This is a genomic window from Ruminococcus sp. 1001136sp1_2201st1_G3_2201SCRN_220225, from assembly GCF_040924365.1.
GTDB lineage: Bacteria > Bacillota > Clostridia > Lachnospirales > Lachnospiraceae > Blautia_A > Blautia_A faecis.
The window spans coordinates 12,153-37,702 of sequence record NZ_JBCOME010000010.1; the positions used below are offsets into that span (position 1 = coordinate 12,153).

25 protein-coding genes are annotated in these 25,550 nt (G+C 43.9%); 21 read left to right on the top strand and 4 right to left on the bottom strand.

The features are described from left to right. The 3 genes from AB5642_RS05210 to AB5642_RS05220 form a co-directional block, all read left to right on the top strand. On the top strand, window positions 1–468 hold a 468-nt coding region (locus AB5642_RS05210), incomplete at its 5' end, for a carbohydrate ABC transporter permease (protein WP_368371483.1). A 4-nt stretch (window positions 469–472) separates the two neighbouring features. After that, window positions 473–2,824, top strand: coding sequence for a glycoside hydrolase family 65 protein (locus AB5642_RS05215; protein WP_368371484.1), 2,352 nt, complete (start codon window positions 473–475; stop codon window positions 2,822–2,824). Further along, window positions 2,808–3,683, top strand: a complete 876-nt coding sequence (locus tag AB5642_RS05220) for an HAD family hydrolase (RefSeq protein WP_173716402.1) — start codon at window positions 2,808–2,810, stop codon at window positions 3,681–3,683. The genes AB5642_RS05215 and AB5642_RS05220 overlap by 17 nt, the downstream gene beginning before the upstream one ends. A 197-nt stretch (window positions 3,684–3,880) precedes the next feature. Here the strand turns inward: AB5642_RS05220 and AB5642_RS05225 are convergent, their stop codons facing one another. Further along, on the bottom strand, window positions 3,881–4,381 hold the full coding sequence (locus tag AB5642_RS05225) for a QueT transporter family protein (protein WP_148461260.1): 501 nt from the start codon (window positions 4,379–4,381) through the stop codon (window positions 3,881–3,883). 421 nt (window positions 4,382–4,802) lie between these two features. Between AB5642_RS05225 and AB5642_RS05230 the strand changes: the two genes are divergently transcribed. Next, on the top strand, window positions 4,803–6,392 hold the full coding sequence (locus AB5642_RS05230) for a glycoside hydrolase family 43 protein (RefSeq protein ID WP_173718787.1): 1,590 nt from the start codon (window positions 4,803–4,805) through the stop codon (window positions 6,390–6,392). Window positions 6,393–6,544: 152 nt separating this feature from the next. Here AB5642_RS05230 and uvrB read toward each other — a convergent pair whose 3' ends face one another. Further along, entirely contained in the window at window positions 6,545–8,533 is a 1,989-nt protein-coding gene (uvrB, locus tag AB5642_RS05235; protein WP_173716404.1) for an excinuclease ABC subunit UvrB, read from the bottom strand. A 250-nt stretch (window positions 8,534–8,783) separates the two neighbouring features. On the opposite strand from uvrB, the gene AB5642_RS05240 reads away from it, so the two are divergent. From AB5642_RS05240 to AB5642_RS05285, 10 genes are all read left to right on the top strand, one after another. Then, window positions 8,784–9,359, top strand: a complete 576-nt coding sequence (locus AB5642_RS05240; protein ID WP_118578566.1) for a chromate transporter — start codon at window positions 8,784–8,786, stop codon at window positions 9,357–9,359. Beyond that, window positions 9,356–9,925: a chromate transporter gene (locus AB5642_RS05245; RefSeq protein WP_173718788.1), complete on the top strand. Its 570-nt coding sequence runs from the start codon at window positions 9,356–9,358 to the stop codon at window positions 9,923–9,925. Before AB5642_RS05240 ends, AB5642_RS05245 begins: the two co-directional genes overlap by 4 nt. 92 nt (window positions 9,926–10,017) lie before the next feature. Beyond that, window positions 10,018–10,560: a TIGR00730 family Rossman fold protein gene (locus AB5642_RS05250; protein WP_118578562.1), complete on the top strand. Its 543-nt coding sequence runs from the start codon at window positions 10,018–10,020 to the stop codon at window positions 10,558–10,560. A gap of 443 nt (window positions 10,561–11,003) precedes the next feature. Further along, window positions 11,004–12,044, top strand: coding sequence for a heat-inducible transcriptional repressor HrcA (hrcA, locus tag AB5642_RS05255; protein WP_173716405.1), 1,041 nt, complete (start codon window positions 11,004–11,006; stop codon window positions 12,042–12,044). A gap of 16 nt (window positions 12,045–12,060) precedes the next feature. After that, window positions 12,061–12,723: a nucleotide exchange factor GrpE gene (gene grpE, locus AB5642_RS05260; protein ID WP_256144466.1), complete on the top strand. Its 663-nt coding sequence runs from the start codon at window positions 12,061–12,063 to the stop codon at window positions 12,721–12,723. 115 nt (window positions 12,724–12,838) lie between these two features. Beyond that, window positions 12,839–14,722, top strand: a complete 1,884-nt coding sequence (gene dnaK / locus AB5642_RS05265; protein WP_173719323.1) for a molecular chaperone DnaK — start codon at window positions 12,839–12,841, stop codon at window positions 14,720–14,722. Window positions 14,723–14,877: 155 nt separating this feature from the next. Continuing rightward, entirely contained in the window at window positions 14,878–16,065 is a 1,188-nt protein-coding gene (dnaJ, locus tag AB5642_RS05270; RefSeq protein ID WP_118578560.1) for a molecular chaperone DnaJ, read from the top strand. A 169-nt stretch (window positions 16,066–16,234) separates the two neighbouring features. Then, complete coding sequence (locus AB5642_RS05275) at window positions 16,235–16,915, top strand: phosphatase PAP2 family protein (protein WP_243271302.1); 681 nt, start codon at window positions 16,235–16,237, stop codon at window positions 16,913–16,915. A gap of 145 nt (window positions 16,916–17,060) precedes the next feature. Continuing rightward, window positions 17,061–18,014: a 50S ribosomal protein L11 methyltransferase gene (prmA, locus tag AB5642_RS05280; protein ID WP_148461284.1), complete on the top strand. Its 954-nt coding sequence runs from the start codon at window positions 17,061–17,063 to the stop codon at window positions 18,012–18,014. 2 nt (window positions 18,015–18,016) lie between these two features. Continuing rightward, complete coding sequence (locus AB5642_RS05285) at window positions 18,017–18,763, top strand: 16S rRNA (uracil(1498)-N(3))-methyltransferase (protein ID WP_173719322.1); 747 nt, start codon at window positions 18,017–18,019, stop codon at window positions 18,761–18,763. On the opposite strand, the gene AB5642_RS05290 is transcribed toward AB5642_RS05285, so the two are convergent. Then, on the bottom strand, window positions 18,760–18,987 hold the full coding sequence (locus AB5642_RS05290) for a DUF6783 domain-containing protein (RefSeq protein WP_368371485.1): 228 nt from the start codon (window positions 18,985–18,987) through the stop codon (window positions 18,760–18,762). The genes AB5642_RS05285 and AB5642_RS05290 overlap by 4 nt on opposite strands. On the opposite strand from AB5642_RS05290, the gene AB5642_RS05295 reads away from it, so the two are divergent. Next, entirely contained in the window at window positions 18,978–20,132 is a 1,155-nt protein-coding gene (locus AB5642_RS05295) for a cysteine desulfurase family protein (protein ID WP_173719321.1), read from the top strand. The two genes, AB5642_RS05290 and AB5642_RS05295, sit on opposite strands and share 10 nt — an antisense overlap. A gap of 82 nt (window positions 20,133–20,214) precedes the next feature. Beyond that, window positions 20,215–21,396 (top strand): tRNA uracil 4-sulfurtransferase ThiI, encoded by a 1,182-nt coding sequence (thiI, locus tag AB5642_RS05300; RefSeq protein ID WP_173719320.1) that lies wholly within the window; start codon window positions 20,215–20,217, stop codon window positions 21,394–21,396. 89 nt (window positions 21,397–21,485) lie between these two features. On the opposite strand, the gene AB5642_RS05305 is transcribed toward thiI, so the two are convergent. After that, on the bottom strand, window positions 21,486–21,722 hold the full coding sequence (locus AB5642_RS05305; RefSeq protein ID WP_021925019.1) for an HPr family phosphocarrier protein: 237 nt from the start codon (window positions 21,720–21,722) through the stop codon (window positions 21,486–21,488). 295 nt (window positions 21,723–22,017) lie between these two features. Here AB5642_RS05305 and mtaB point away from each other — a divergent pair, with 295 nt between their 5' ends. The 5 genes from mtaB to AB5642_RS05330 form a co-directional block, all read left to right on the top strand. Next, a complete protein-coding gene (gene mtaB / locus AB5642_RS05310) occupies window positions 22,018–23,349 on the top strand; it encodes a tRNA (N(6)-L-threonylcarbamoyladenosine(37)-C(2))-methylthiotransferase MtaB (RefSeq protein WP_173719319.1) in 1,332 nt (443 codons plus the stop codon). Between the two features lie 265 nt (window positions 23,350–23,614). Then, window positions 23,615–23,887 carry an IreB family regulatory phosphoprotein gene (locus tag AB5642_RS05315; RefSeq protein WP_021925017.1) on the top strand — a complete coding sequence of 91 codons (273 nt, stop codon included), beginning with the start codon at window positions 23,615–23,617 and terminating at the stop codon, window positions 23,885–23,887. 2 nt (window positions 23,888–23,889) lie between these two features. Next, complete coding sequence (gene ruvX, locus AB5642_RS05320; RefSeq protein ID WP_118578548.1) at window positions 23,890–24,339, top strand: Holliday junction resolvase RuvX; 450 nt, start codon at window positions 23,890–23,892, stop codon at window positions 24,337–24,339. Next, window positions 24,326–24,580, top strand: coding sequence for a DUF1292 domain-containing protein (locus AB5642_RS05325; RefSeq protein ID WP_118578546.1), 255 nt, complete (start codon window positions 24,326–24,328; stop codon window positions 24,578–24,580). The genes ruvX and AB5642_RS05325 overlap by 14 nt, the downstream gene beginning before the upstream one ends. A gap of 178 nt (window positions 24,581–24,758) precedes the next feature. After that, window positions 24,759–25,550: ribonuclease J (locus AB5642_RS05330; protein ID WP_368371486.1), on the top strand; the 792-nt coding region annotated here is incomplete at its 3' end.

The window sequence follows — 25,550 nt, forward strand, 5'->3', positions numbered from 1 at the left end:
TCCCAGCCATTGTTTGCCATTTTCCAGAAGCTGGGGATTTTTGATACAAAGCTTGGTCTGATCATTGTGTATTCTGCAATGGGAATTCCAATGTCTTTCTTTGTTATGGTCAGCTATTATAAGACCATTTCCACAGCGCTTGAGGAATCGGCTTATATTGATGGCGCAACTTTTATCCAGACATTTTTACATATTATCCTGCCGCTGGCGAAGCCGGGACTTGTGACCATTGCCATGATTCAGTTTATCAATATCTGGAATGAGTTCTATTTCGCTTTGATGTTGACAAGCGGTGACCGTGCAAGGACAGTTCCTATTGCGTTGAATTATTATATGGGAACTTTTGCAAACAACTATTCCGCGCTGTTTGCAGCAGTTGTGATGACGGTGCTTCCTACAATTATTTTATTTATCCTTCTGCAGAGACAGGTTATGGAGAGTCTTACTGCAGGGGCTGTGAAAGGATGAGAATATGGATATCAACAAGAAACCGATTTATCCAGTAGAGACATGGAATGTTACAGAAAAGGAATTTTCCATGGAAACCAATTACCGGAATGAGACAACCTTTGCATTGTCAAATGGATATATTGGTACCAGAGGTACTTTTGAAGAAGGCTATGATTTCTCTGTTGATGAAGGGCTGGAAGGCAACTTTATCAACGGATTTTATGAAAGTGTGGACATTCCTTACGGAGAGTGGAATTATGGATTTCCGACCAAGAGCCAGTCACTTCTGAATCTGTCAGATCTTAAGAAAACAGAAATCTATGCAGATGGAGAGCTGTTTGACATGCGCACCGGCAAGGTGGAAGATTACAGCCGTGTGCTCCATATGAAAGATGGCTATGTGGAAAGAAAGCTGACCTGGATTTCTCCAAAGGGGAAAAAGCTGCAGCTTGTGATGGAACGTTTTGTGTCTTTGGTGCATAAGAACAGAATGTACCAGCGAATTCAGATCACACCAGTGAATTTTTCAGGGGAGATTCGTATCTGCTCTCATTTAAATGGGGATGTGGAGAATCATACGAGGAAGACAAATCCGCTGATCGGCTATGGTCCTTTTGGAAGCAGACTGCATATGGATAAACTTCAGGCTGAAGACGGTGTGCTGTATTATGAGGGCACTACTTTGCAGAGTTGCATGACTGTGGGCTGTGGAAGTCAGTATAAAATAGAAGGAGCCGGAGAGATTGTAACTGTTTTTGAAACAGAGGAAGAAAAAAGACATGCTGTGTGTGAAAGCAGAATGGAGATTCCGGAAAATACTACGGTTACCTGTGAGAAAGCTATTGTCTATACATCCAGTCAGGACATGGAGGTTAGCGAGCTGGAAAGATTTACGAAAAAAGAACTGAAAGAGGCATCTGAGAATGGATGGAGGAAGGAATTCCAGGCTCATATGGATAAAATCCATGAATTCTGGGATGTTTCCGATGTTCAGATTTATGATGATGAGACCCTTCAGCAGGGAATCCGTTTTAACCTGTTTCATATTATGCAGTCTGCAGGAAGAGACGGACGCACAGGAATGGGAGCAAAGGGGCTTTCTGGGGAAGGATATGAAGGACACTATTTCTGGGATACAGAAATGTATGTGCTTCCGGTATTTGTGTACACAGCACCGGAGCTTGCAAGAAAACTTCTGGAGTATCGTTTCCGTACATTGGATCAGGCCCGGGACCGTGCAAAAGTTCTTGGACACCAGAAGGGGGCTCTTTATCCATGGCGTACTATTAATGGAGAGGAAGCTTCCACTTATTTTCCACTTGGTACGGCCCAGTATCATATCAATGCAGATATTGCCTATGCGTTTTGGCTGTATGTGAGTGTTACCGGGGATATGGAGTTTTTCAAAGATATGGCTGCTGAGGTTTTTGTGGAGACTGCCAGAGTCTGGGCGGATGTAGGATATTTTGCTGAGTGCAAGGGCGGAAAATACTGTATTTGTGCGGTAACAGGACCAGATGAGTACAATGCTATTACGGATAATAATTTTTATACCAATCTTATGGGAAGGGAAAATATCCGTTATGCATTGAAATCGCTGGATATGTTAAAAGAGGCTGGAGAGGATGTATATGAGGCATTTGTTTCCAGAATGGGAATTACCCGGGAAGAAACTGCATACTGGAAAAAAATTGTGGAAAATATGTATTTTCCATATGATGAAAGTCGTCAGGTATATGCGCTGGATGATCGGTTTATGATGCTTCGTCCATGGGATGATTCCAGAATCCCACCGGAAAAGAGACATCTTTTGTATGAAAATTATCATCCATTATTTGTCTACAGACAGAGAATGTGCAAGCAGGCAGATGCTATTTTCGGGCTTTATCTGCACAGTTATTTATTCAGCAAGGAAGAACTGAAACGAAACTATGATTTCTATCAGGAAGTGACACTGCATCATTCTTCTCTTTCTAACTGTGTGTTTGGAATGCTGGCTTGCCAGATCGGATATTATGACGAGGCGTATGAATATTTTGCACAGTCTGCAAGAATGGATCTGGATGATTATCATGATAACTTCTATGCGGGAATCCATGCTGCAAATATGGCAGGAACCTGGCAGGCAATTATCAACGGATTTGCAGGTGTGAGGGTAAACGGCGGTGAACTGGAACTGCATCCTTATGTTCCAAAGCTGTGGAAGGGTATGCAGTTTAACCTTCTATACCGGGGAAGAAAGCTGAATATTCAGCTTACACATGAAAAAACAAGAGTAGAACTGGTGTCAGGAGATGCAGTCTTCTTAAAACTTAATGAGAAGGAAATTCATCTGGAGGCAGGAAAGGGAAGTATTTATGAAGAAGAAATATAAGGCAGTCTTTTTCGACTGGGATGGCACAGCTGTTCTCAGCCGAAAGGCACCTGTGGAGGAGATTGTAGGAGCAATGCGACCTCTTCTGGACCAGAAGGTAAATCTGGTAATCGTAAGCGGAACTACAATAGAAAATATTGCAGGGGGAAAACTGGAGACGTATTTTACAAAGGAACAGCTGGCGCAATTGTATCTGGGACTTGGACGCGGTGCCTTTAATTACCGGTATGAAAATGGACAGGAGTTGATTTTCTCGGATATGCTTCCAGACAAAAAAATGCTGGGGGATATTCACAGAATCTGCTTTGACATTCATATGAAGCTTCTGGAAAAGTATGGACTGAATACGGACATTGTATTTTCCAGACCTAATTATTGTAAGATTGATCTGATGGTGGAGAACCAGAGAGGGGATAATCTGTTTATGCAGGAGAATGAGCTGGATATGCTGAAGGATTGCCTGGAAAAGCATGGTGTAGAAGGCGGTCTTCAGGGGCTTCTGGATATTTCTGTGGCAGCAGGAGAACAGTATGGGATAACAGTGAAGCCAACCTGTGATGCTAAGTATCTGGAGGTGGGGATTTCAAGTAAGAGCGACAATGTGGATCGTATTCTGGAGCATCTTCAGGAAGCGTATGGAATCTGTCCGGAGGAATGCTGCTTCTGGGGGGATGAGTATGTGGGAATTGAAGAAGGGATTTATGGAAGTGACAGCTTCATGAAGACGAAGAAAACAGGAAATGGAGATTTCTTTGATGTATCAGAAGTTCCAGGAAAAAGGCCGGAGGGTGTGACCAAACTTGGCGGTGGTGTGGAACGGTTTCTTGGATTTTTGAGGGAGCAGGTGAAGATAGAATAAAAAAAGATGGACTTACATTTGGATGTTGCAGCCTATTATGGAACTTCAGCTGGAGAAAATCTTCAACAAATAGTGACATGTATCTTGTATAATGTTTTTTGAAGATATATTTTGGAATATATGCGTGAAATATAGAAATACCCGGTGGAGAAAATCATTCTTATGAGATTCCTTACCGGGTATTTGTGATTTTGAATTTATTTAGCAGCAGCCTGTTTGCCAAACAGCGTATTTTTGTACTTGGAAAGTGCAGTAAGAAGTACCATTCCAAAGATTCCGCAGGAAATGATCTCTCCGGCACCTACTGTAAGCATCATAAGTGGAATCGGAAGATTGACGGAATAGCCGTAACGAAGTACGAATGGAACCAGAACTGCATTGGCTACGATTGGTGGAACTGGTGCCAGCCATTTGTTGCTGTTACGAAGTTTGTAGGTAAATACAGCTCCGATGAGGGTAGCGATACTTCCGAATGCAATATCCAGAGGAATTGCACCGCCAAGCAGGTTGGCAAGGATACAGCCTACAAAAAGACCAGGAATGGCAGCTGGTGTGAAGAATGGAAGAATGGTCAGGGCTTCGGAAATTCGAACCTGGATCTCTCCATAGCTAAACGGTGCAAACACCAGTGTCAGTACAACATAGACAGCCGCAATCAGCGCTGCCTGCACCAGAAACAGGGTACTCTTGTTTTTCATATTCATTTGTCTCCTTTAGTTTTGTTTTACGAGTGGAAGGTCACGAACACTCGATTCATTTTCGCGCTGCAATGAGTCAAGCGGCCATGCTTGCATGGACATTTGACGAATGCCGCGGAGGCATATACCGGAAGGTATATGGCCTACGCCGGGAATCGGCGGAAAAGCCGCTTAAGACCTTATTTTTCAGGGCTTTTCAACGGGCATCAGTATAACATATAGAATTCCGGTTTTCAAGAGGTTATTCCCAAAATGTTCGGAGCATACCCACATTTGCCCATATTTACTGTGCCGTTTATACAACTTTTCCTGTAATACAGCAAAAGTTTTTAGGGTTGTTATTCCTTCTGAATCATAGTAATCTGTAGATATCTTATGAAGAGAACCGCATTTGTCGGTTTGCAGATCAGGAGGAAAAAATATGTCAGATAGCAGAATACAAAAATACAAAAATCCCATTATTTCCGGTTACAATCCAGATCCGTCGATTTGCAGAGTCGGGGATGATTTTTATCTTGTAAATTCAACTTTTGAATTCTATCCCGGAGTTCCGGTTTACCACAGTAAGAATCTTGTGAACTGGGAATTGATCAATTACTGTCTGAGAGATAAAGAGCAGCTTTATCTGGACGGTGTTCGGCCGTCAGGCGGAATTTATGCGCCGATGCTCTGTTACCATAACGGTGAGTTTTTTATGACCACTACCAATGTGTCACATAAGGGGCATTTGATCGTACATACCAGCGATATTTACGGGGAATGGTCAAAGCCGGTATGGATTGATCAGGGAGGGATTGATCCTACTTTGTTGTTTGATGGCGAAGATGTTTACTTCGCCTCTACTTCCAGAGATGAAGATGACAGAGATGGAATTTTTATGTGCAAAATCAATCCATATACAGGGGAAAAGTTGTCCGAAAGTGTTTGTATCAGCCATGGCTGCGGCGGAATCTGTCCGGAGGGATCACATATTTACAAGCTGAATGGAAAATATTATTTGCTTCTTGCAGAGGGAGGCACAGAATATGGACATATGGTTACCATGCAAAGAGCAGATTCTCCATTTGGACCGTATGAGGCGTGTCCCCATAATCCGATTCTCAGCCACAGGGATAATCCAGATGGTTCTATTGCCTGTACCGGACATGCAGATCTGGAAGTTGATCAGAATGGAAACTGGTGGCTGGTTTGTCTGGGAATCCGTCCCTCTTGTACTCCACAGCGAGGTCTGAAACTTCACCATCTTGGAAGAGAGACATTTTTAAGCCCTGTAATCTGGAATGAAGAGGGTTGGCCGGTTGTTGGAAATAATGGAAGAATAGATTTGGAGATGGAGGGACCACTTCCAGGTAATCAGGTGCAGCCGATATGCCGGAATTTTACAGATAATTTTTCGGAAGAGAAATTCAGCCTGCATTATAACTGGGTTCGAACTCCGCATATGGAGAATTATGTGCGGGATACCGCTGCCGGACAGCTTATTTTGAAGGGAACAAGCGTAACTTTAAATGATATGGATACTCCGACCTGGGTTGGAATCAAGCAGAAGGAATTTGATGTTGAGGCAGATGTTGTGGTGAGTCTGAAAGAAAATTTTTCAGATTCCTGTCTGGTTTCCCAAGACAGCAACGTCAAAGGTTTAAATAAAAGAGTGGGACTGGGGACATTCTACAATCAGTTTTATCATTATGAAATTTACTTAACCAGAGAGGACGGACAGTACAAGGTTTGTCTTTCCAGGCATATTCATGATATGTTTGCAAGAACAGCTGAGAAAGTAGTATCCTCTGGGGAAAATATTCATTTTCGTATTATCGGTAATCCTCTGGAATATGATTTCTGGTACAGCGAAGATGGAAAATACTATGAGAAGCTGGGAAGCGGCGCTACTGCAGGGCTGGCTACAGAAGGAACCATGTACATGAGTTTTACAGGAACTTATATCGGAATGTTCTCAGAAAATGCGGAAGGACATTTTAGAAATTTTTCAGTGAAGATAAATAAAAATTAATTGCTGAATAATCAAGGTTAACGGAAATCCCCGCCGGGCAGGATCGCACTGCGGCGCAAATATAAATGTGGCCGGAGGCGATCCGCTGCAGGCAGAGAATCCTGTAAATTGTGCCAAATCTGACTGGCAAAATGCATGGAAAAATCGAAGGATTACTTTTCCGCATCTGCAAGATTTTTCTTCAATTCGATCATTTTGTCACGCAGCTCTGCTGCCTGCTCGAAGTTCAAGTCGGCAGCAGCCTGGCGCATCTGTTTTTCCAACTGGGAGATCAGGTTCTTCAGCTCTTTTTTGCTCATGGATTCCGGATCCTTCTTCAGCTTCACTTCAGTTTCAGCAACTGCCTTGGAAACTGCAATCAGATCACGGACTGCCTTCTTAATAGTAGTAGGAGTAATTCCATGCTCCTTATTATAGGCTTTCTGGATTTCCCTGCGACGGTTGGTTTCCTCAATGGCATTTCTCATGGAATCCGTCATCACGTCTGCATACATGACAACGTGTCCTTCGCTGTTTCGGGCAGCACGGCCAATGGTCTGGATCAGGGAAGTCTCAGAACGAAGGAAGCCCTCCTTGTCTGCATCCAGAATAGCAACCAGAGTGATCTCAGGAATATCAAGTCCTTCTCGCAGAAGGTTAATGCCTACAAGCACATCAAATACATCCAGACGCATGTCGCGGATGATTTCTGCACGTTCCAGAGTATCAATATCCGAATGAAGATAACGGACACGGATTCCCACATCTTTCATATACTGGGTAAGATCCTCGGCCATTCGTTTGGTGAGAGTTGTGATCAGCACTTTGTTTTTCCTGGAGGTTTCTTTTGTTATTTCAGAAATCAGGTCGTCTATCTGTCCCTCTACAGGGCGCACCTCCACCTTCGGATCCAGAAGACCGGTAGGACGGATGATCTGCTCGGCGCGGAGAAGCTCATGGTCGTATTCATAATCTCCCGGGGTAGCAGATACAAACAAAACCTGGTCCAGTTTATTCTCAAATTCTTCAAAGCTCAGAGGGCGGTTATCCTTGGCAGAGGGCAGACGGAAACCATAGTCTACCAATGTCTGTTTACGGTTCTGGTCGCCTGCGTACATAGCGCCAACCTGTGGGACTGTCTTGTGTGACTCATCAATAATAAGAAGAAAATCATCCCCGAAATAATCCAGCAGAGTATAAGGTGGCTGCCCTGGCTCCAGTCCGGAAAGATGACGGGAATAGTTCTCAATACCGGAGCAGAAGCCGGTTTCTTTCATCATTTCAATATCAAAGTTGGTACGCTCGGAGATACGCTGGGCTTCCAGAAGCTTGTCTTCGCTTTTAAAGTAGTCTACCCGTTCTTTTAATTCCTCTTCAATGGCAATGGCTGCTTTCTGAATCTGCTCCGCTGGTACTACATAATGGGAAGCAGGGAAAATACCGATGTGCGCAAGCTGGCATTTGATTTCTCCGGTGAGCACATCAATCTCAGAGATACGGTCAATCTCATCTCCGAAAAACTCCACTCTGACAGCGGTATCTGAGCTGTTAGCCGGAAAAATCTCCAGAGTGTCGCCACGGACGCGGAAGGTACTTCGGTGGAAGTCCATTTCATTTCGGGTGTACTGAATGTCGATCAGCTCCCGGATAACCTCATCACGATCCTTAGTCATGCCAGGACGCAGGGAAATCATCATGTCCTGAAATTCCTGAGGAGAACCCAATCCATAGATACAGGACACAGAAGAGATGATAATAACATCTTTTCGCTCTGACATGGCGGCAGTGGCAGAAAGACGGAGCTTGTCAATTTCATCATTGATCGCAGAGTCCTTGGCAATATAAGTGTCAGAAGAAGGCACATATGCTTCTGGCTGGTAATAATCGTAATAGGAGACAAAATACTCCACCGCATTCTCCGGGAAGAATTCCTTAAACTCACCGTATAACTGTGCTGCCAGAGTTTTATTATGGGCCAGGATCAGAGTAGGCTTATTCAGCGCCTGAATAACGTTTGCCATAGTAAAAGTTTTACCAGAGCCGGTGACACCAAGCAGCGTCTCAAACTGATTTCCCTCTTTAAATCCCTTTACCAGTTTCTCAATAGCCTGTGGCTGATCGCCGGTTGGTTTATACTCGGAATGTAATTCAAAATGATCCATATGAGTCCTTTCTTTTATAAAATCAAACACGCTTTAACTGTTTTCAGTATAGCATCCTTTTTTATAAAAGTACAGCAGAATCGAATATTTGTTCTGCCTTCTGAAATGCCAGAAGCATTCCAAAACTTTAATTGACAGACATACCTATAGTGCGTTATCTTAAAAAAGAAAAGCGTGATTGTTCATGACCTGACCAGTAACACGCTTCGCGATGCACAGAAATCATGCAGAATTATTAGGAGTGCCGGAAATGGAAGAAAAACAAAAGAATAAAAGATATGTGCTGAGAAAGCTTTTTTTTGCCTCGTTATATCTTAGTACGTTTACTTTTGGCGGCGGATATGTGATCGTTACTTTATTGAAAGAGAAATTTGTGGATCAATATCACTGGATCGATGAGGAAGAAATGCTGGATCTGGTGGCAATCGCACAGTCATCTCCAGGAGCAATCGCGGTAAACGGAGCAATTGTGGTGGGATACAAGCTTGGGGGAATACCGGGAATGCTGCTGTCGGTTCTGGGGGCTATTATTCCGCCAATGGTGATCCTGTCCCTGATTTCCTTGTTTTATGATGCATTCTGCTCTAATTATTATATAGCAGCTCTTTTGAAAGGCATGACTGCCGGCGTAGGTGCTGTGATCATTTCCGTGGTATACGACATGGGGAAAAACGTGGCGAAGTCAAAAGACTGGGTAAATGTGATTATTATGGTCATCAGTTTTTGTGCAAGCTATTTTCTGAAGGTGAACATTATTTATATAATACTTATTGTGGCTGTATTTGGATTTGCGCGTACACTTGTGAAGGAGGGCAGCAAAAAATGATTTATCTTCAGCTCTTTTTCAGCTTCCTTCAGATTGGTGCATTAAGCTTTGGAGGTGGATATGCAGCAATGCCTCTTATACAGGAACAGGTAGTGACTATGCATGGCTGGCTTTCTATGGAAACTTTTTCGGATCTTGTGACCATTGCAGAGATGACTCCTGGTCCTATTGCAGTAAACTCCGCAACCTTTGTAGGAACCAGGATTGCTGGTCCTGGTGGCGCAGTGGTGGCTACTCTTGGCTGTATTTTACCCTCCTGTATAATTGTAACCCTGCTGGCATATATTTACACGAAATACCGGAAAATGTCCCTTCTCCAGGGAACTCTTACATCCCTTCGCCCGGCGGTTGTGGCCATGATCGCCAAGGCAGGAGTTACCATTTTAGTATCATCTTTTTTTATAAATGGTGCAGTGGAACTGTTTCGGGAAAACATATGCATTCGAATGGTGGTATTCTTTACTGCCGCACTGGTGCTTTTGAGAAAATATAAAATGAATCCCATTCTGGTGATGGTTTTGTGCGGTGTGGCCAATATGGCGTTTTGCGCGGCTGTCGGAAGCTGACTGGAAAAGATATGCCAGCTGACTTTCGTATATGGTGCTGCCGCAGGTAGGCTGCACTTGTGTTTAGAAGAAAAAATAAGGGGGATAACAGATTGAACATATGTGTATATGGCGCTTCAAGTGCGCTGCTTAAAAACATTTATTATGAAAAAACAGAAGAGCTTGGAAGAGCAATGGGAAAAAGAGGTCACGGTCTGGTGTTTGGCGGCGGAGCTACCGGAATGATGGGAGCAGCAGCCAGAGGCGTGGCAGCAGAAAATGGTTACATACTTGGAATTGCTCCCCGATTTTTTGACCAGCCTGGAGTTCTGTATGAGAAATGCACGGAATTTATTTTCACAGAGAATATGAGAGAGCGCAAAAAACTTCTGGAAGAAAAATCAGATGCTACGATCGTAGCACCTGGCGGAATTGGTACCTACGAGGAATTTTTTGAGATTTTTACCTTGAAAAGCCTGAAACGTATTGACCGCCCAATTGTGCTGTATAACATTGACGGATATTATGACAAGATGAAAGCATTGCTGGAGTACACAGCAGAAGAGAAATTCATGGATTTTTCCGTGCTGGATCTGGTAGTCTTTCTGGATGAGCCGACAGCAGTTCTTGACTATCTGGAAAATTATAAAAAATAGAGGCTGCTATTCAGCAGGGGCTGTTTTGCGAAACATATAACTGTGAAGGTGCTGAACAGTTACAAAACGGACATGTCGCCTATGGGCGGTATTCCTATATAGGAAAGAAGATGCCAGGGAAAATTTTCTCAAGGCATCTTTTTCATTTATGCGGCAGCAAACATAAGACTGCGTTGGCAGATACCTGATAGTATCCTTGCTGCCCAAAAAAAGTATTGCAGTAAGGAGAATTTAGCCAGAATGGTAAAGTATAGGGTAAAAACTATCAAAAAAGATGAAAAAAATTTGTAAAAAATATTGACAAAAGGAATACTGAGGTGTATCTTAAGAGCATAGATGTTAGCACTCCTAAATAATGAGTGCTAACAAAGGAATTCGAAGAAGCCAGACGGAAATCAGAATCAGGTTTGACCGTCTGCTTTTCAGGAAGGAGCAGATATTTCATGGATGAAGTATTAGATGAGCGCAAACGGAAAATACTGAAAGCAATCATCAAAACTTATATGGAAACAGGTGAGCCTGTAGGTTCCAGAACTATTTCCAAATATCCGGATCTGAATGTCAGCTCTGCTACTATCCGAAATGAGATGTCCGACCTGACGGATATGGGCTACATCGTACAGCCCCACACCTCAGCCGGAAGAATTCCATCAGATAAAGGCTATCGCCTTTATGTAGATGAGCTTACCAGGGAGAAGGAAGCCGAGATCGCAGAAATCCGTGATCTGATGATTGAGAAGTCAGATAAGATGGATAAGGTGCTCAAGCAGGTGGCGAAGGTTCTTGCCACGAATACCAATTATGCGGCTATGGTTGCGGTTCCCCAGTATAAGGGAAGCACCCTGAAGTTCATTCAGCTTTCACGAGTCAATGAGCGGCAGCTGATTGCCGTAGTTGTATGTGAGGGTAATGTTATTCGGAACCAGATCATTAATATTGATGAGGAGATGGATGACCAGACGATCCTGAAGCTGAATCTTCTTCTTAACACGAACCTGAACGGCGTACCCATCCAGGATATTAATCTGGGCATGATCGCCAGATTGAAAGAACAGGCGGGTAGCCACAGCGGTGTGGTTGCAGATGTGCTGGACGCAGTTGCAGCTACGATTCACGTGGACGAAGAAGATATGAAAGTATATACATCGGGAGCGACCAACATATTTAAGTATCCAGAGCTTGCAGATACATCCAGAGCCAGTGAGCTGATTTCCACTTTCGAGGATAAGCAGGAACTTGCGGATATGGTCCGTGAGGAAATGGGAGATCCGGAGAACACAGGAGTTCAGGTATACATCGGGGATGAAGTTCCGGTACGTACCATGAAAGACTGCAGTGTGGTCACAGCTACTTACGAGCTGGGAGATGGAATGCGTGGAACTATTGGAATTATCGGTCCCAAGCGAATGGATTACGAGAATGTAGTGGACAGCTTAAAGAAATTAAAAGTCCAGCTTGACGAAATGGTAAATAAGAAAACCTAGAAAGGCGGTTGAAAGCGTGTCAGAAGAAATGAATAAAGAAGCCGAAGTACAGGAAGAAGCAGTTGACATTCCGGTAACAGACGGAAGCGAAGAAGAGGCAGCAGATACAGCCCAGACAGCAGAAGAGGAGACTTCCGAAGAGCCTGCACAGACAGAAGAAACTGAGCAGCCAGATCAGGAAGCAGAATCTCAGAAGGAACCGGAAACCAAGACAAAAACTTCTTTCTTCGGCAAGAAGAAAAAAGAGAAAGATAAATTTGAACAGCAGGTCGAGGAGCTTACAGACAGACTGAAGCGCAGCATGGCTGAATTCGATAACTACCGTAAAAGAACAGAGAAGGAGAAATCCAGCATGTACATCATCGGCGCCAGGGACATCGTTGAAAAAATGCTTCCGATCGTGGATAACTTCGAAAGAGGTCTTGCACAGGCACCGGAGGATGATCCATTTGCAGAAGGCATGAAGATGATCTATAAGCAGATGATGACAGCCTTTGATGAGATGGGCGTGAAGCCAATCGAAGCTGTAGGCAAGGAATTTGATCCGAATCTGCATAATGCAGTGATGCATGTGGAGGACGAATCCGTTGGCGAGAACATCGTCGTAGAGGAATTCCAGAAGGGATATACTTACAAGGATTTCGTTGTAAGACACAGTATGGTAAAAGTTGCTAATTGACAGAGAGCAGCTTGGAGAATCAAACTTCATCGACATTTTCTAAAAACAAAGTATAAATGTTACTGTTCGTGTAATGGACAGCAACCATGAATTTTTAAACAGGAGGAAAATTATCATGGGAAAAATCATTGGTATTGACTTAGGCACAACAAACAGCTGTGTAGCTGTTATGGAAGGTGGACAGCCAACCGTTATCGCAAATACAGAAGGATCCAGAACAACACCATCTGTTGTAGCATTCACAAAGACAGGTGAGCGTCTGGTAGGTGAGCCTGCAAAACGTCAGGCAGTAACAAACGCAGAGAAAACAATCTCTTCCATCAAGAGAGAGATGGGTACAGATTACCGTGTAACAATCGACGATAAGAAATATTCCCCACAGGAAATTTCTGCTATGATTCTTCAGAAACTGAAAAAAGACGCTGAAGGATACCTTGGAGAGTCTGTTACAGAAGCAGTTATCACTGTTCCGGCATATTTCAATGATGCTCAGCGTCAGGCAACCAAGGATGCTGGTAAGATTGCAGGTCTTGATGTAAAACGTATCATTAACGAGCCTACAGCTGCAGCTCTTGCATATGGTCTTGACAATGAGAAAGAGCAGAAGATCATGGTTTATGACCTTGGTGGTGGTACATTCGATGTTTCCATTATTGAGATTGGTGATGGAGTTATCGAAGTTCTGGCAACAGCTGGTAACAACCGTCTTGGTGGTGATGACTTTGACCAGAGAATTACAGACTATATGCTTTCTGAGTTCAAGAGAACAGAGGGCGTTGACTTAAGCAACGATAAGATGGCTCTTCAGAGACTGAAAGAAGCTGCTGAGAAAGCTAAGAAAGAGCTTTCTTCCGCAACAACAACCAATATCAACCTGCCATTCATCACAGCAACAGCTGAAGGACCGAAGCATTTTGATATGAACCTTACAAGAGCTAAATTTGACGAACTTACACACGATCTTGTTGAGAAAACAGCAGAGCCGGTTCGCCGTGCACTTTCTGATGCAGGTCTTACTGCTTCTGATCTTGGACAGGTGCTTCTGGTTGGTGGTTCCACACGTATCCCGGCTGTACAGGATAAAGTAAGACAGTTAACTGGCAAAGAGCCAAGCAAGGCCCTGAACCCAGATGAGTGTGTTGCACTTGGTGCTTCTATCCAGGGTGGTAAGCTTTCAGGTGAGGCTGGTGCAGGTGACATCCTTCTTCTTGATGTTACTCCACTTTCCCTGTCTATCGAGACAATGGGTGGTATTGCAACACGTCTGATCGAGAGAAATACAACAATCCCGACCAAGAAGAGCCAGATTTTCTCCACAGCAGCTGATAATCAGACCGCTGTAGATATCAATGTATTACAGGGTGAGCGTCAGTTCGCGAAAGACAATAAGTCCCTTGGACAGTTCCGTCTGGATGGAATCCCGCCAGCACGTCGTGGTGTTCCGCAGATTGAGGTTACATTCGATATCGATGCCAACGGTATTGTAAATGTATCTGCTAAGGATCTTGGAACAGGTAAAGAGCAGCATATTACAATCACAGCTGGTTCTAACATGTCCGAGTCTGATATTGACAAGGCTGTTAAAGAAGCTGCTGAGTTCGAAGCTCAGGATAAGAAACGTAAAGAGGCAATTGATACAAAGAACAATGCAGACTCCATGGTATTCCAGGTTGAGAATGCACTGAAAGAAGCAGGCGATAAACTGGATGCAAATGACAAAGCTTCCGTAGAGTCTGACTTAAATGCATTAAAAGATATCCTTGCTAAATATGCAAATACAGATGAGATTGGAGATGCTCAGGTCGCTGAGATCAAAGCTGCTCAGGAGAAGATGATGGAAAGTGCTCAGAAGCTTTTCGCAAAGATGTATGAAGCACAGAACCCACAGGGCGGTGCTGGTCAGGCAGGCCCGGGACCGGACATGGGAGGAGCTTCCCAGGGCGGTAACGAGGCAGGTTACGGCGATGATGTTGTAGATGCTGACTACAAAGAGGTTTAATTGAATAATAAGTTCCAATATTTCGGAACATGAAATTACAGCCCGGTCATGATTCATGACCGGGCAGTGGTGGTGAAAGACATATTACAGGAAATGCGCCGCTGGCGCCTTCCATAAGATAACCAAATACAAAAAGTTAGGAAAAGAAAGAAATCATGGCTGATAAAAGAGATTACTATGAAGTCTTAGGCGTTGATAAGAGCGCCGATGACGCTACATTAAAAAAAGCATATCGTCAGCTTGCCAAGAAGTATCATCCCGACGTAAATCCGGGAGATAAGGAAGCTGAAGCGAAATTCAAAGAGGCAACAGAGGCTTACAGCGTCTTAAGTGACCCGGACAAGAGAAGACAGTATGATCAGTTTGGTCATGCCGCTTTTGAAAACGGCGGCGGTGGCGGAGCAGGCGGTTTCGGCGGCTTTGATTTCTCCGGCGCAGACATGGGTGATATCTTCGGAGATATTTTCGGAGATCTGTTTGGAGGCGGCGGAAGCCGCAGACGTGCCAATAATGGACCTATGAAGGGTGCAAACCTGCGTGCACGCGTGAACATCACCTTCGAGGATGCTGTATTTGGCTGTGAGAAAGAACTTGAGATTACTCTGAAAGATGAATGTACTTCCTGTCACGGTTCCGGCGCTAAGGCTGGTACCTCACCGGTTACCTGTCCGAAATGTAATGGTGAAGGTCAGATTGTTTACACCCAGCAGTCCATGTTTGGCATGGTTCGTAACGTTCAGGTGTGTCCGGATTGTCATGGTACAGGTAAGATCATCAAAGATAAATGTCCGGATTGCCGTGGTACCGGATACATTTCTAATCGCAAGAAAATTAAGGTATCTATTCCGGCTGGTATTGACAATGGTCAGAGTATCCGTATCCGTGATAAAGGTGAACCTGGCACAAATGGAGGTCCGAGAGGCGATCTGCTGGTAGAAGTAAATGTAGCACGCCATCCGATTTTCCAGAGACAGGATATGAATATTTACTCTACTGCACCGATTACTTATGCACAGGCAGCACTTGGTGGCGAAGTCAAACTGAATACAGTAGATGGAGAAGTTCTCTATGAAGTGAAACCAGGAACTCAGACAGATACCAGAATCCGTCTGAAGGGCAAAGGTGTTCCGTCCCTTCGAAACAAGAATGTCCGCGGTGATCACTACGTAACTCTGGTTGTTCAGGTACCAACCAACCTGAATGAGGATGCGAAAGAGGCTCTCCGCAAATTTGACGAGGCATGCGGCAATCGTCCGGCAGGCAGTGCCGGCGATAGCACAGAAAAGTCCGAAAAGAAGAAAAAAAGCTTCATGGACAAATTAAAAGAGACCTTTGAAGAGTAAAAAATCAGTTTTTCCATAAAAGAATAAAGAAAAGGGGAGATATCCTCTTTTCTTTTTTTGTTACTTATTGTATATTAAAGGGTAGCCGCAACGTTACTGTCCGTGCTGCTGGTCAGGAAGTGAGCAGCACGGACAGTAACATCGCAAGAGTCCGGAAAGGAGTTTTGCCTTGAAAACAAAGAAAAGAGACCTGTTAAACCGATATATTCCACTGTGGTCTATTGCACCTCTTGTAACCATCATGGCAGTGAATTGTCTGATTTACTGGGGAAGCAGTGCGCTTACAGCTGGCAGGTATCACTATGATTTTACGATGGCATTTGACAGGGAAGTTCCGTTACTGCCTGTATTTGTGTGGTTTTATATTCTGGCATTTCCATTCTGGGCGGTGGGGTATTTGCTGGCGACAAGGCGTGGTAAGGATATGTTTTACCGGTTTGTTGCCACAGATCTGACCATACATTTTATTTGCTTTATCTGCTTTATTTTAATACCGACCACCAATATAAGACCGGAGATCGCAGGAAATACCCTTTCGGAAAAGATTCTCGCTCTGGTATATTCCCTGGATGGCGGGAACAGTCCTTCTAATTTGTTTCCCTCTATCCACTGCTATGTGAGCTGGATGTGCTGGAAAGGTGTGGAAGGCTCGGAGAAGGTGCCGAAATGGTATCAGAGATTTTCTCTGGTATTTGCAATTCTGATCATTATCTCTACCCAGGTGCTGAAGCAGCATTACATTGTGGATGCAGCAGCGGCGTTGCTTCTGGTGGAGTTTTTCTGGAGATTTTATCAGAAAGGGCAGCGGCATAAGTGGGTTGTGCATATTTTTTCACATAAAAAGAAGTAACATGGACATAAAAATCCAGTAATTGGTCAGGTGAATTGAAAAATCAGAATAAAGTAACAGATAACAACCGTTTCGAAAGATGTTAAAAAATACCATATTGTGATTATGAAGAAACAGCTTTCAATAATAAGATTGGAGAAATAGTATGAAGTGGAATCGCTTTACCATCAAAACAAAAACAGAAGCAGAAGACGTTATCATCTCTGCCCTTGCAGACGTTGGAGTTGAGGGCGTAGAGATTCAGGACAAACAGCCTCTTACCGAGACAGATAAAGAGCAGATGTTTGTGGATATTATGCCGGAAGGTCCAGCGGATGATGGAATCGCCTATCTGAATTTTTATCTGGAAGAGGACACAGAAACTGCGCCTGTTCTCGAGAAAGTACGTGCTGTCCTTGAAGAAGTACGCGGATACATGGATATCGGCGAAGGTACCATCACAGAATCCCAGACAGAGGACAAAGACTGGATCAATAACTGGAAAGAATATTTCCATCAGTTCTATGTAGATGACATTCTTATTGTTCCATCCTGGGAAGAAGTGAAGGAAGAAGATAAAGATAAGATGATCCTTCACATTGATCCAGGTACAGCTTTTGGAACTGGTATGCACGAGACTACCCAGCTGGTAATCCGTCAGCTGAAGAAATTTGTGACAAAAGACACCCAGATGCTGGATGTTGGAACCGGAAGCGGTATTCTTGGAATTGTAGCTTTGAAGCTGGGCGCTGCTCATGTTGTGGGAACTGACCTTGATCCCTGTGCAATTCCGGCAGTGGCAGACAATAAAGAGGCTAACGATATTAAGGATGAGACTTTTGACATGCTCATTGGAAATATCATTGATGATAAAGAAGTTCAGGATACGGTTGGATATGAGAAATACGACATTGTAACAGCCAATATCCTGGCAGATGTACTGGTGCCTCTGACACCGGTTATCGTAAATCAGATGAAAAAGGGTGCTTACTATATCACTTCTGGAATACTGGATGTGAAAGAAGAAGTAGTGGTAAAGGCAGTGAAAGACGCCGGGCTTCAGCTGGTTGAGGTAACCCATCAGGGAGAATGGGTATCTGTCACAGCCAGAAAGGAATAATTATGCAGCGCTTTTTTGTGGAGCCTTTTCAGGTCCTGGAGGAAGAACACAGGATCACCCTTACCGGCCCGGATCTGAACCATATGAAAAATGTTCTGCGCATGCGCATTGGTGAGGACGTGTGGATCAGCGATGGCAGTGAGAAGGAATATCACTGTACCATAGAAGAATTTCAGGAAGACAGCGCAGTTCTTCATATCCTCTATGCCCAGGAATCTCAGTATGAGCTCCCAAGCCAGATTTATTTGTTCCAGGGTCTTCCCAAAGGGGATAAAATGGAACTGATCATTCAGAAGGCTGTGGAGCTTGGCGCCTACGCTGTTGTTCCAGTTGAAACAAGGAGATGTGTGGTGAAGCTGGATGCAAAGAAAGCGCAGAAGAAGGTTACCAGATGGCAGCAGATTTCCGAGAGCGCAGCTAAGCAGTCTAAGCGTATGCTGATCCCGGAAGTGAAAAATGTAATGAGCTGGAAAGAAGCACTTGCCTTTGCAAAAGGACTGGATGTGGTCCTGATTCCTTATGAGCTTGCCCAAGGTATGAAAGAGACCCGGGAAATCCTGTCGGCAATTCAGCCTGGACAGTCTGTGGGGGTTTTTATCGGCCCGGAAGGCGGCTTTGAGGAGGAAGAAGTGAGAGATGCCATGGAAGCCGGTGGGAAACCGGTGACCCTGGGAAAAAGAATCCTGCGCACAGAGACAGCAGGTATGACCATGCTGTCTATTCTGATGTATACGCTTGAGTCTGTTTAAAAATATTTCAGCAATCTGCAAGACGTGTCAGAGCCTGTTTGAAAAATCATTTCAGCAATCTGCACACCCCACTTTGTGGTATATTTCACCCGAATTCGGCTGCCGCAGCTCGCGGCTGCGCCCTTATCCGGGCAAAAGCTTCCGCAAATTGTGACGTACTTCTTGCAGATAGCCTTTTTTAAACATGCTCTGAAAAAAAGAGGAAAAGTAAGAAATGGAAGCATATTTTGATAACTCCGCTACCACAAGATGTTATCCTGAGGTGGCAGAGATTGTAGTAAAAACAATGACAGAGGATTTTGGAAACCCTTCTGCAATGCATTTAAAAGGTGTGGAAGCGGAGAAGTATGTCCGTGAAGCTGCACAGACACTTGCCAAAATTCTCAAGGTAAATGAAAAAGAGATCATTTTCACCTCTGGCGGAACAGAGTCAAATAATCTGGCCTTGTTTGGCGGAGCAGATGCAAATAAAAGAAGCGGAAACCATATTATCACCACTTCAGTGGAGCATGCAGCTGTAGGACAGCCCGTAGAGCGCTTGGAACAGATGGGATATGAGGTGACGATAGTCCCTGTAGATCACAGGGGTGTGGTTCAGCTGGAGGCGTTAGAGAAGGCTTTGCGCCCAGATACGATTCTGGTATCTACTATGTATGTAAACAATGAGGTTGGTGCCGTGATGCCAGTAGAAGAGATTGCAAAACTGGTTCATGAGAAAAGCCCGAAGGCTCTGTATCATGTAGATGCGATCCAGGCGTTTGGAAAATACCGTATTTATCCCAAAAAGGCAGGAATTGATATGCTCTCTGTGAGCAGCCATAAGATTCACGGACCTAAAGGTGTAGGATTTTTATATATCAATGAGAAAGCCAGGATTCAGCCTCAGATCTTAGGAGGAGGCCAGCAGGCCGGTATGCGGTCTGGTACAGATAATGTACCTGGAATTGCAGGACTGGGTGTTGCTGCAAAGATGGTCTACACGGATTTTGATGAGAAAATTGAGCATATGTATCAGCTGAAGGAACGCCTTGCAGAGGGTTTTCTGAAACTTCCTGATGTTCGTCTCAACGGAATGGAGATAAGAGAAGGTGCACCTCAGATCTTAAGCGCCAGCTTTCTGGGCGTGAGAAGCGAAGTGCTGCTTCATACTCTGGAAGAAAAAGGTATTTATGTTTCAGCCGGAAGCGCCTGCTCCAGCCACAAAAGAAAAGCTGCCGGAACCTTAAGTGCAATGGGAATGGAAGCAGCCCAAAGAGAAAGTACGCTGAGATTCAGTTTTTCAGAGGAAAATACATTTGAAGAAGTGGATTATGCATTGGAAGTGATCGGGCAGGTACTGCCTATGCTTCGGAGATATTCCAGACACTGATGCAGCGAGGAAAAGAAGAATGAAATGCAGCGCCGGGGGAAGTCCGGCAGCCGCATAAAATAAAGAAACAGGAGGAAATTAAATGATATTTCACGCATTTTTAATAAAATACGCAGAAATAGCTATCAAGGGCAAAAATCGATATCTGTTTGAAGATGCCCTTGTGAAGCAGATGAATATTGCTCTTTCTAAGATAGAGGGCGATTACCGCGTTGTGAAGGAGCAGGGCCGTGTTTATGTATTCTGCCCAGAGGAATACGATTTTGAGGAGGCTGTAGCTGCATTAAAAACAGTATTCGGTATTGTTTACATCTGTCCGGTTGTGATTTACGAAGACAAAGGATTTGAGCAGATGCGCTCTGACGTTGTAGAATACATGAAGAATGTACATCCGGATTATCACGGCACCTTCAAGGTATATACAAGACGTGCAAAGAAGTCCTATCCGGTAAATTCCATGGAAGTAAGTGCAAGAGTCGGTGAAAGCATTCTGGATGCTTTTCCAGAGGCGAAGGTGGATGTACATCAGCCTGAACTTACTGTTTCTGTTGAAATCCGTGAGAAAATTTATGTATATTCCAAGAGCATTAAGGGACCTGGCGGAATGCCGGTTGGAACCAATGGAAAGGCAATGCTGCTTCTTTCCGGTGGAATTGACAGCCCGGTGGCAGGATATATGATCGCAAAGCGAGGCGTTAAGATTGAAGCTGTTTATTTCCATGCTCCGCCGTATACCAGCGAGCGTGCGAAACAGAAGGTTGTGGACCTGGCGAAGCTGGTGGCAAAATACAGTGGACCGATCAAACTTCATGTAGTAAATTTCACAGACATTCAGCTGTACATTTACGATCAGTGCCCACATGATGAGCTTACTATCATTATGCGTCGTTATATGATGAGAATTGCAGAGCATTTTGCAAAGAAGGATAACTGTCTTGGACTTATTACCGGTGAGAGCATTGGACAGGTTGCAAGCCAGACCCTGCAGAGTCTTGCAGCAACGAATGAAGTGTGTACATTACCGGTATATCGTCCGGTGATTGGGTTTGATAAACAGGAAATTGTAGAGCGTTCCTGGGAGATTGGAACTTATGACACTTCTGTTCTTCCATATGAAGATTGCTGTACTATTTTCGTCGCAAAGCATCCGGTTACAAAGCCGAACCTGAATGTGATCCGCAAGTCAGAGGAGAAACTGGCTGAGAAAATTGATGAACTGATGGAAGCGGCGCTTAACACTGCAGAAGTGATTGAGATCCAGTAAAAAGTGGAAAAGAATTCAGAGACTGCATGAAATCATCGAAAAAACAAAAAGAGGAACTGTGAACAGTTCCTCTGACAATCGAATATTAATTATTCAACTGTATATTTGTCGATGATTTCCATAACGCTGTCAAGAGCAGCTCCGTCAGCATGGATATTGAGGTCGATCGGTTTGGATAAATCCAGGCTGAAGATACCCATGATAGATTTAGCGTCAATCACATATCTTCCGGATACCAGGTCGAAGTCGCAGTCAAATTTGCTGATCTCGTTTACAAATGCTTTCACTTTATCAATAGAGTTAAGTGAGATTTTTGCTGTTTTCATTGTGATATAACCTCCCTTGGATTGTTAGTAGTTTGCTTTACAGTACTCATATTACCTGTAGGCAGGATAAAAGTCAAGGTGAAAAAAGAGAAAAAATGGCAGCTGAATTAGTGAAAATGTATAAAAAATTTACAACATTACTGTGTACTGGTAATATTCCGCGAGATGCTTTTCGTGAATGAAATTTACAGAAAATCCGGGAAGTGCGGTACGAAATCACGCATTTGCATGAATTCGGTGCATCGCGGAGGGGTTATCCTGCATGGTATGGACGGTACTAGTTTTGGAGGAAAGAATGAAAAAAAAGGTTGCATTACACAATCTCGGATGTAAAGTAAACTCTTATGAGCTGGAAGCTATGCAGCAGCTTCTGGAACAGGCAGGGTATGAAATCGTACCTTTTGAACCAGGTGCTGATGTTTACGTAATAAATACCTGTACGGTAACAAATATTGCAGACCGTAAGTCCCGTCAGATGCTTCACAAGGCGAAAAAGATGAACCCGGATGCGGTGGTAGTAGCAACAGGATGTTATGTACAGACTGACGAGGGAAAACTGGAAAAGGACGAAGCAGTGGATCTGGTACTTGGAAATAACCAGAAGAAAAATATTGTGGAAGTTCTGGCTGATTTTGAAAAGGAACACCAGCGTCAGGCTCATATTATTAAGATTAATCAGACAAAGGAATATGAAGAACTGGAAATCAGCCGCACAGCTGAGCATGTACGTGCTTATATTAAGGTGCAGGATGGCTGTAACCAGTTTTGCACCTATTGTATCATTCCCTATGCAAGAGGCCGCGTGCGAAGCAGGGAAAAAGAGAATATTTTAAATGAAGTGCACAAGCTGGCCAAAGCCGGCTACAAAGAAGTGGTGCTTACAGGAATTCATCTCAGCTCCTATGGAGTGGATTTTCCTGAGGACAAAAAAGAAACTTTGCTTTCTCTTATTCAGGCAGTAAATGAAGTGGAAGGAATTCAGAGAATCCGCCTTGGCTCCCTGGAACCGGGAATCGTCACAGAAGAATTTGCAAAAGAGCTGTCTTCTATGTCAAAAGTCTGCCCCCATTTTCATCTTTCCCTGCAGAGCGGATGCGATACGACTCTGGAGAGAATGAACAGACGATACAGAAGTGCGGAGTATAAAGCAAGATGTGAACTTCTTCGCAAATATTTTGGAAATCCGGCGCTGACAACAGATGTGATCGTTGGTTTTCCAATGGAAACAGAAGAGGATTTCCAGGCCTCCTATGATTTTGTGAAAGATATTCATTTTTATGAAACCCATATTTTTAAATATTCCCGTCGCCATGGAACTAAGGCTGCGGCTATGTCCGGGCAGCTGACAGAGGCAGAAAAAGCTGTGAGAAGTGACAAAATGCTGGAGCTGCACCAGAAGCGTGCGGCAGAATATGAGACTTCTCTTCTGGGAAAGACTCTGGAAGTGCTTCTGGAGGAGGAAGTGGAGATTGATGGAAAAGCATATTATCTGGGACATTCCAGAGAATATGTAAAAGTGGCGGTGCCGAAAACGGAGAAATACGGTGTAAATGATATTCTGGCGGTGAAAGTGGAAAAAACTTTGCAGCCACATATTCTGCAGGGAGAAGAAATACAGGTTCTGTAGGGCGTGACCAGTAACATAATTATTACTGTTCACTGGTCACGTTCCGCGAGGTGTTTTATGTGAACAAAGTTCACATAAAACCCGAGAATCTCAGCGCGAAATCATGCGAATGCATGATTTCTGTGCATCGCGAAGCGTGTTACTGGTCAGTTCGTGACCAGTAACCACACAATTGCGGAAATGACAGGCAATGCAAAATTAGGATTGTAATTTACACGTAATTATATTAAAATAAAAAAGAAATAATCGTAAGGACGTGAGAAAAATGGCAGAAAATAATCTGGGAAGTACACAATATTTCAGAACAAAACCAGATCAGGAGCTTGAAGTGAAAGAAATCCTAGACCTGGTTTACAACGCAATGGAAGAAAAAGGCTATAATCCTGTGAATCAGATCGTAGGTTATATTATGTCCGGTGATCCGACTTATATCACCAGTCATAAGGGTGCCAGAAGCATGATCATGAAGGTTGAGCGTGACGAACTTGTTGAGGAATTGCTGACCGAGTATATTAAGAACAGATCCTGGGAATACTGATTATGAGATTAATGGGATTAGACTACGGTTCCAAGACGGTGGGCGTTGCCGTCAGTGATCCACTGGGACTTACCGCACAAGGTGTGGAAACTGTCTGGCGCAAGCAGGAGAATAAGCTTCGCCAGACGATGGCACGGATTGAAGAACTGATTTCGGAGTATCAGGTAGAGCGTATTGTACTTGGATATCCGAAGAACATGAATAATACTGTAGGCGAGCGGGCGGTGAAATCTCTTGAGTTTAAAGAAAAGCTGGAGAAGAGGACTGGCCTGCCTGTTGTGATGTGGGATGAACGGCTGACTACGGCAGAAGCGGAACGTACTTTGATGGAGACCGGTGTCAGACGTGAGAACAGGAAGCAGTTTCTCGATCAGATGGCTGCGGTTTTGATCTTACAGGGATACTTAGACCGAATGAATATGAATAAGGACGAAAATAATGGAGAAAATTAAATTTCAATCTGAGGATGGGATTATAGAATTTTTTGTGGAAGAACAGACTACAGTTGCAGGAATCACTTATCTTCTGGTTTCCGATTCACAGGACGATGAGGCAAACGCCTATATTATGAAAGATGTTTCAGAAGAGGGAAGCGAAGAAGCCAGCTATGAGATGGTAGAAGATGATGAAGAACTGGTGGCAATTTCCAAAGTATTTGAACAGATGTTGGATGACGTAGATCTTGAAATGTAATAATTTGCTGGGCAGATCGTGAACCGTGATGCGAAATCATGCTTTGCATGTTTTTGTGCATCGTAAAGCATGTAACCGTGAAAATACTGAACAGTTACCAGCCGAAACAAAATAAAGTCGCTTTATCCTGGTAGCGTGAGTTTGGAGGATAAAGTGCGCAAAATGGAGGATAGATTGATTGAAGACGGAAAATGAAATGAACAACAACGGGCAAAGGACTCCGGCAGCCGGAAACGGAACAAGAAAACCAAATTTCAGACATAAAAATTACAGATATAAGGCACAGCCGAAAAAGGACGGAAAAGATGGTCAGAAACAAGGACAGGATAAGCAGACTAAGGGGAATTATAAACCTCAGTTCCGCGGTCAGGGCAAGCCTGCCTTAAAGAGACCACGTAAAACTAACAATGGCTCCAAGCTGAAGATCATTCCACTTGGTGGTCTGGAGCAGATTGGAATGAATATTACAGCTTTTGAGTATGAAGACAGTATAGTGGTAGTAGACTGCGGACTCGCTTTTCCAGAAGATGATATGCCGGGAATCGATCTTGTAATTCCGGATATTACCTACCTGAAAGAGAATATTTCCAAGGTGAAAGGATTTGTGATCACCCATGGTCATGAGGATCATATTGGTGCGCTTCCATATGTACTGAAGGAAGTAAATGCACCGATCTACTCCACCAAACTGACTCTTGCGCTGATCAGCAACAAGCTGAAAGAGCATAATCTGACTAAGACTACCAAGTTAAAAGAAGTAAAACACGGTCAGGTGATCAATCTTGGTGATTTTGCTATTGAATTTATTAAGACGAACCATAGTATCCAGGATGCATCTGCACTGGCTATTTATTCTCCTGTGGGAATCGTGGTGCACACAGGTGACTTCAAGGTGGACTATACCCCTGTATTTGGGGATGCCATTGATCTGCAGAGATTTGCGGAAATCGGACGGAAAGGCGTTCTTGCC

Coding starts and splice junctions, on each gene's coding strand:
- AB5642_RS05215 (WP_368371484.1), top strand. CDS start 473: ATGGATATCAACAAGAAACCGATTTATCCAGTAGAGACATGGAATGTT.
- AB5642_RS05220 (WP_173716402.1), top strand. CDS start 2,808: ATGAAGAAGAAATATAAGGCAGTCTTTTTCGACTGGGATGGCACAGCT.
- AB5642_RS05225 (WP_148461260.1), bottom strand. CDS start 4,381: ATGAAAAACAAGAGTACCCTGTTTCTGGTGCAGGCAGCGCTGATTGCG.
- AB5642_RS05230 (WP_173718787.1), top strand. CDS start 4,803: ATGTCAGATAGCAGAATACAAAAATACAAAAATCCCATTATTTCCGGT.
- uvrB (WP_173716404.1), bottom strand. CDS start 8,533: ATGGATCATTTTGAATTACATTCCGAGTATAAACCAACCGGCGATCAG.
- AB5642_RS05240 (WP_118578566.1), top strand. CDS start 8,784: ATGGAAGAAAAACAAAAGAATAAAAGATATGTGCTGAGAAAGCTTTTT.
- AB5642_RS05245 (WP_173718788.1), top strand. CDS start 9,356: ATGATTTATCTTCAGCTCTTTTTCAGCTTCCTTCAGATTGGTGCATTA.
- hrcA (WP_173716405.1), top strand. CDS start 11,004: ATGGATGAAGTATTAGATGAGCGCAAACGGAAAATACTGAAAGCAATC.
- dnaK (WP_173719323.1), top strand. CDS start 12,839: ATGGGAAAAATCATTGGTATTGACTTAGGCACAACAAACAGCTGTGTA.
- dnaJ (WP_118578560.1), top strand. CDS start 14,878: ATGGCTGATAAAAGAGATTACTATGAAGTCTTAGGCGTTGATAAGAGC.
- prmA (WP_148461284.1), top strand. CDS start 17,061: ATGAAGTGGAATCGCTTTACCATCAAAACAAAAACAGAAGCAGAAGAC.
- AB5642_RS05285 (WP_173719322.1), top strand. CDS start 18,017: ATGCAGCGCTTTTTTGTGGAGCCTTTTCAGGTCCTGGAGGAAGAACAC.
- AB5642_RS05295 (WP_173719321.1), top strand. CDS start 18,978: ATGGAAGCATATTTTGATAACTCCGCTACCACAAGATGTTATCCTGAG.
- AB5642_RS05290 (WP_368371485.1), bottom strand. CDS start 18,987: ATGCTTCCATTTCTTACTTTTCCTCTTTTTTTCAGAGCATGTTTAAAA.
- thiI (WP_173719320.1), top strand. CDS start 20,215: ATGATATTTCACGCATTTTTAATAAAATACGCAGAAATAGCTATCAAG.
- AB5642_RS05305 (WP_021925019.1), bottom strand. CDS start 21,722: ATGAAAACAGCAAAAATCTCACTTAACTCTATTGATAAAGTGAAAGCA.
- mtaB (WP_173719319.1), top strand. CDS start 22,018: ATGAAAAAAAAGGTTGCATTACACAATCTCGGATGTAAAGTAAACTCT.
- AB5642_RS05315 (WP_021925017.1), top strand. CDS start 23,615: ATGGCAGAAAATAATCTGGGAAGTACACAATATTTCAGAACAAAACCA.
- ruvX (WP_118578548.1), top strand. CDS start 23,890: ATGAGATTAATGGGATTAGACTACGGTTCCAAGACGGTGGGCGTTGCC.
- AB5642_RS05325 (WP_118578546.1), top strand. CDS start 24,326: ATGGAGAAAATTAAATTTCAATCTGAGGATGGGATTATAGAATTTTTT.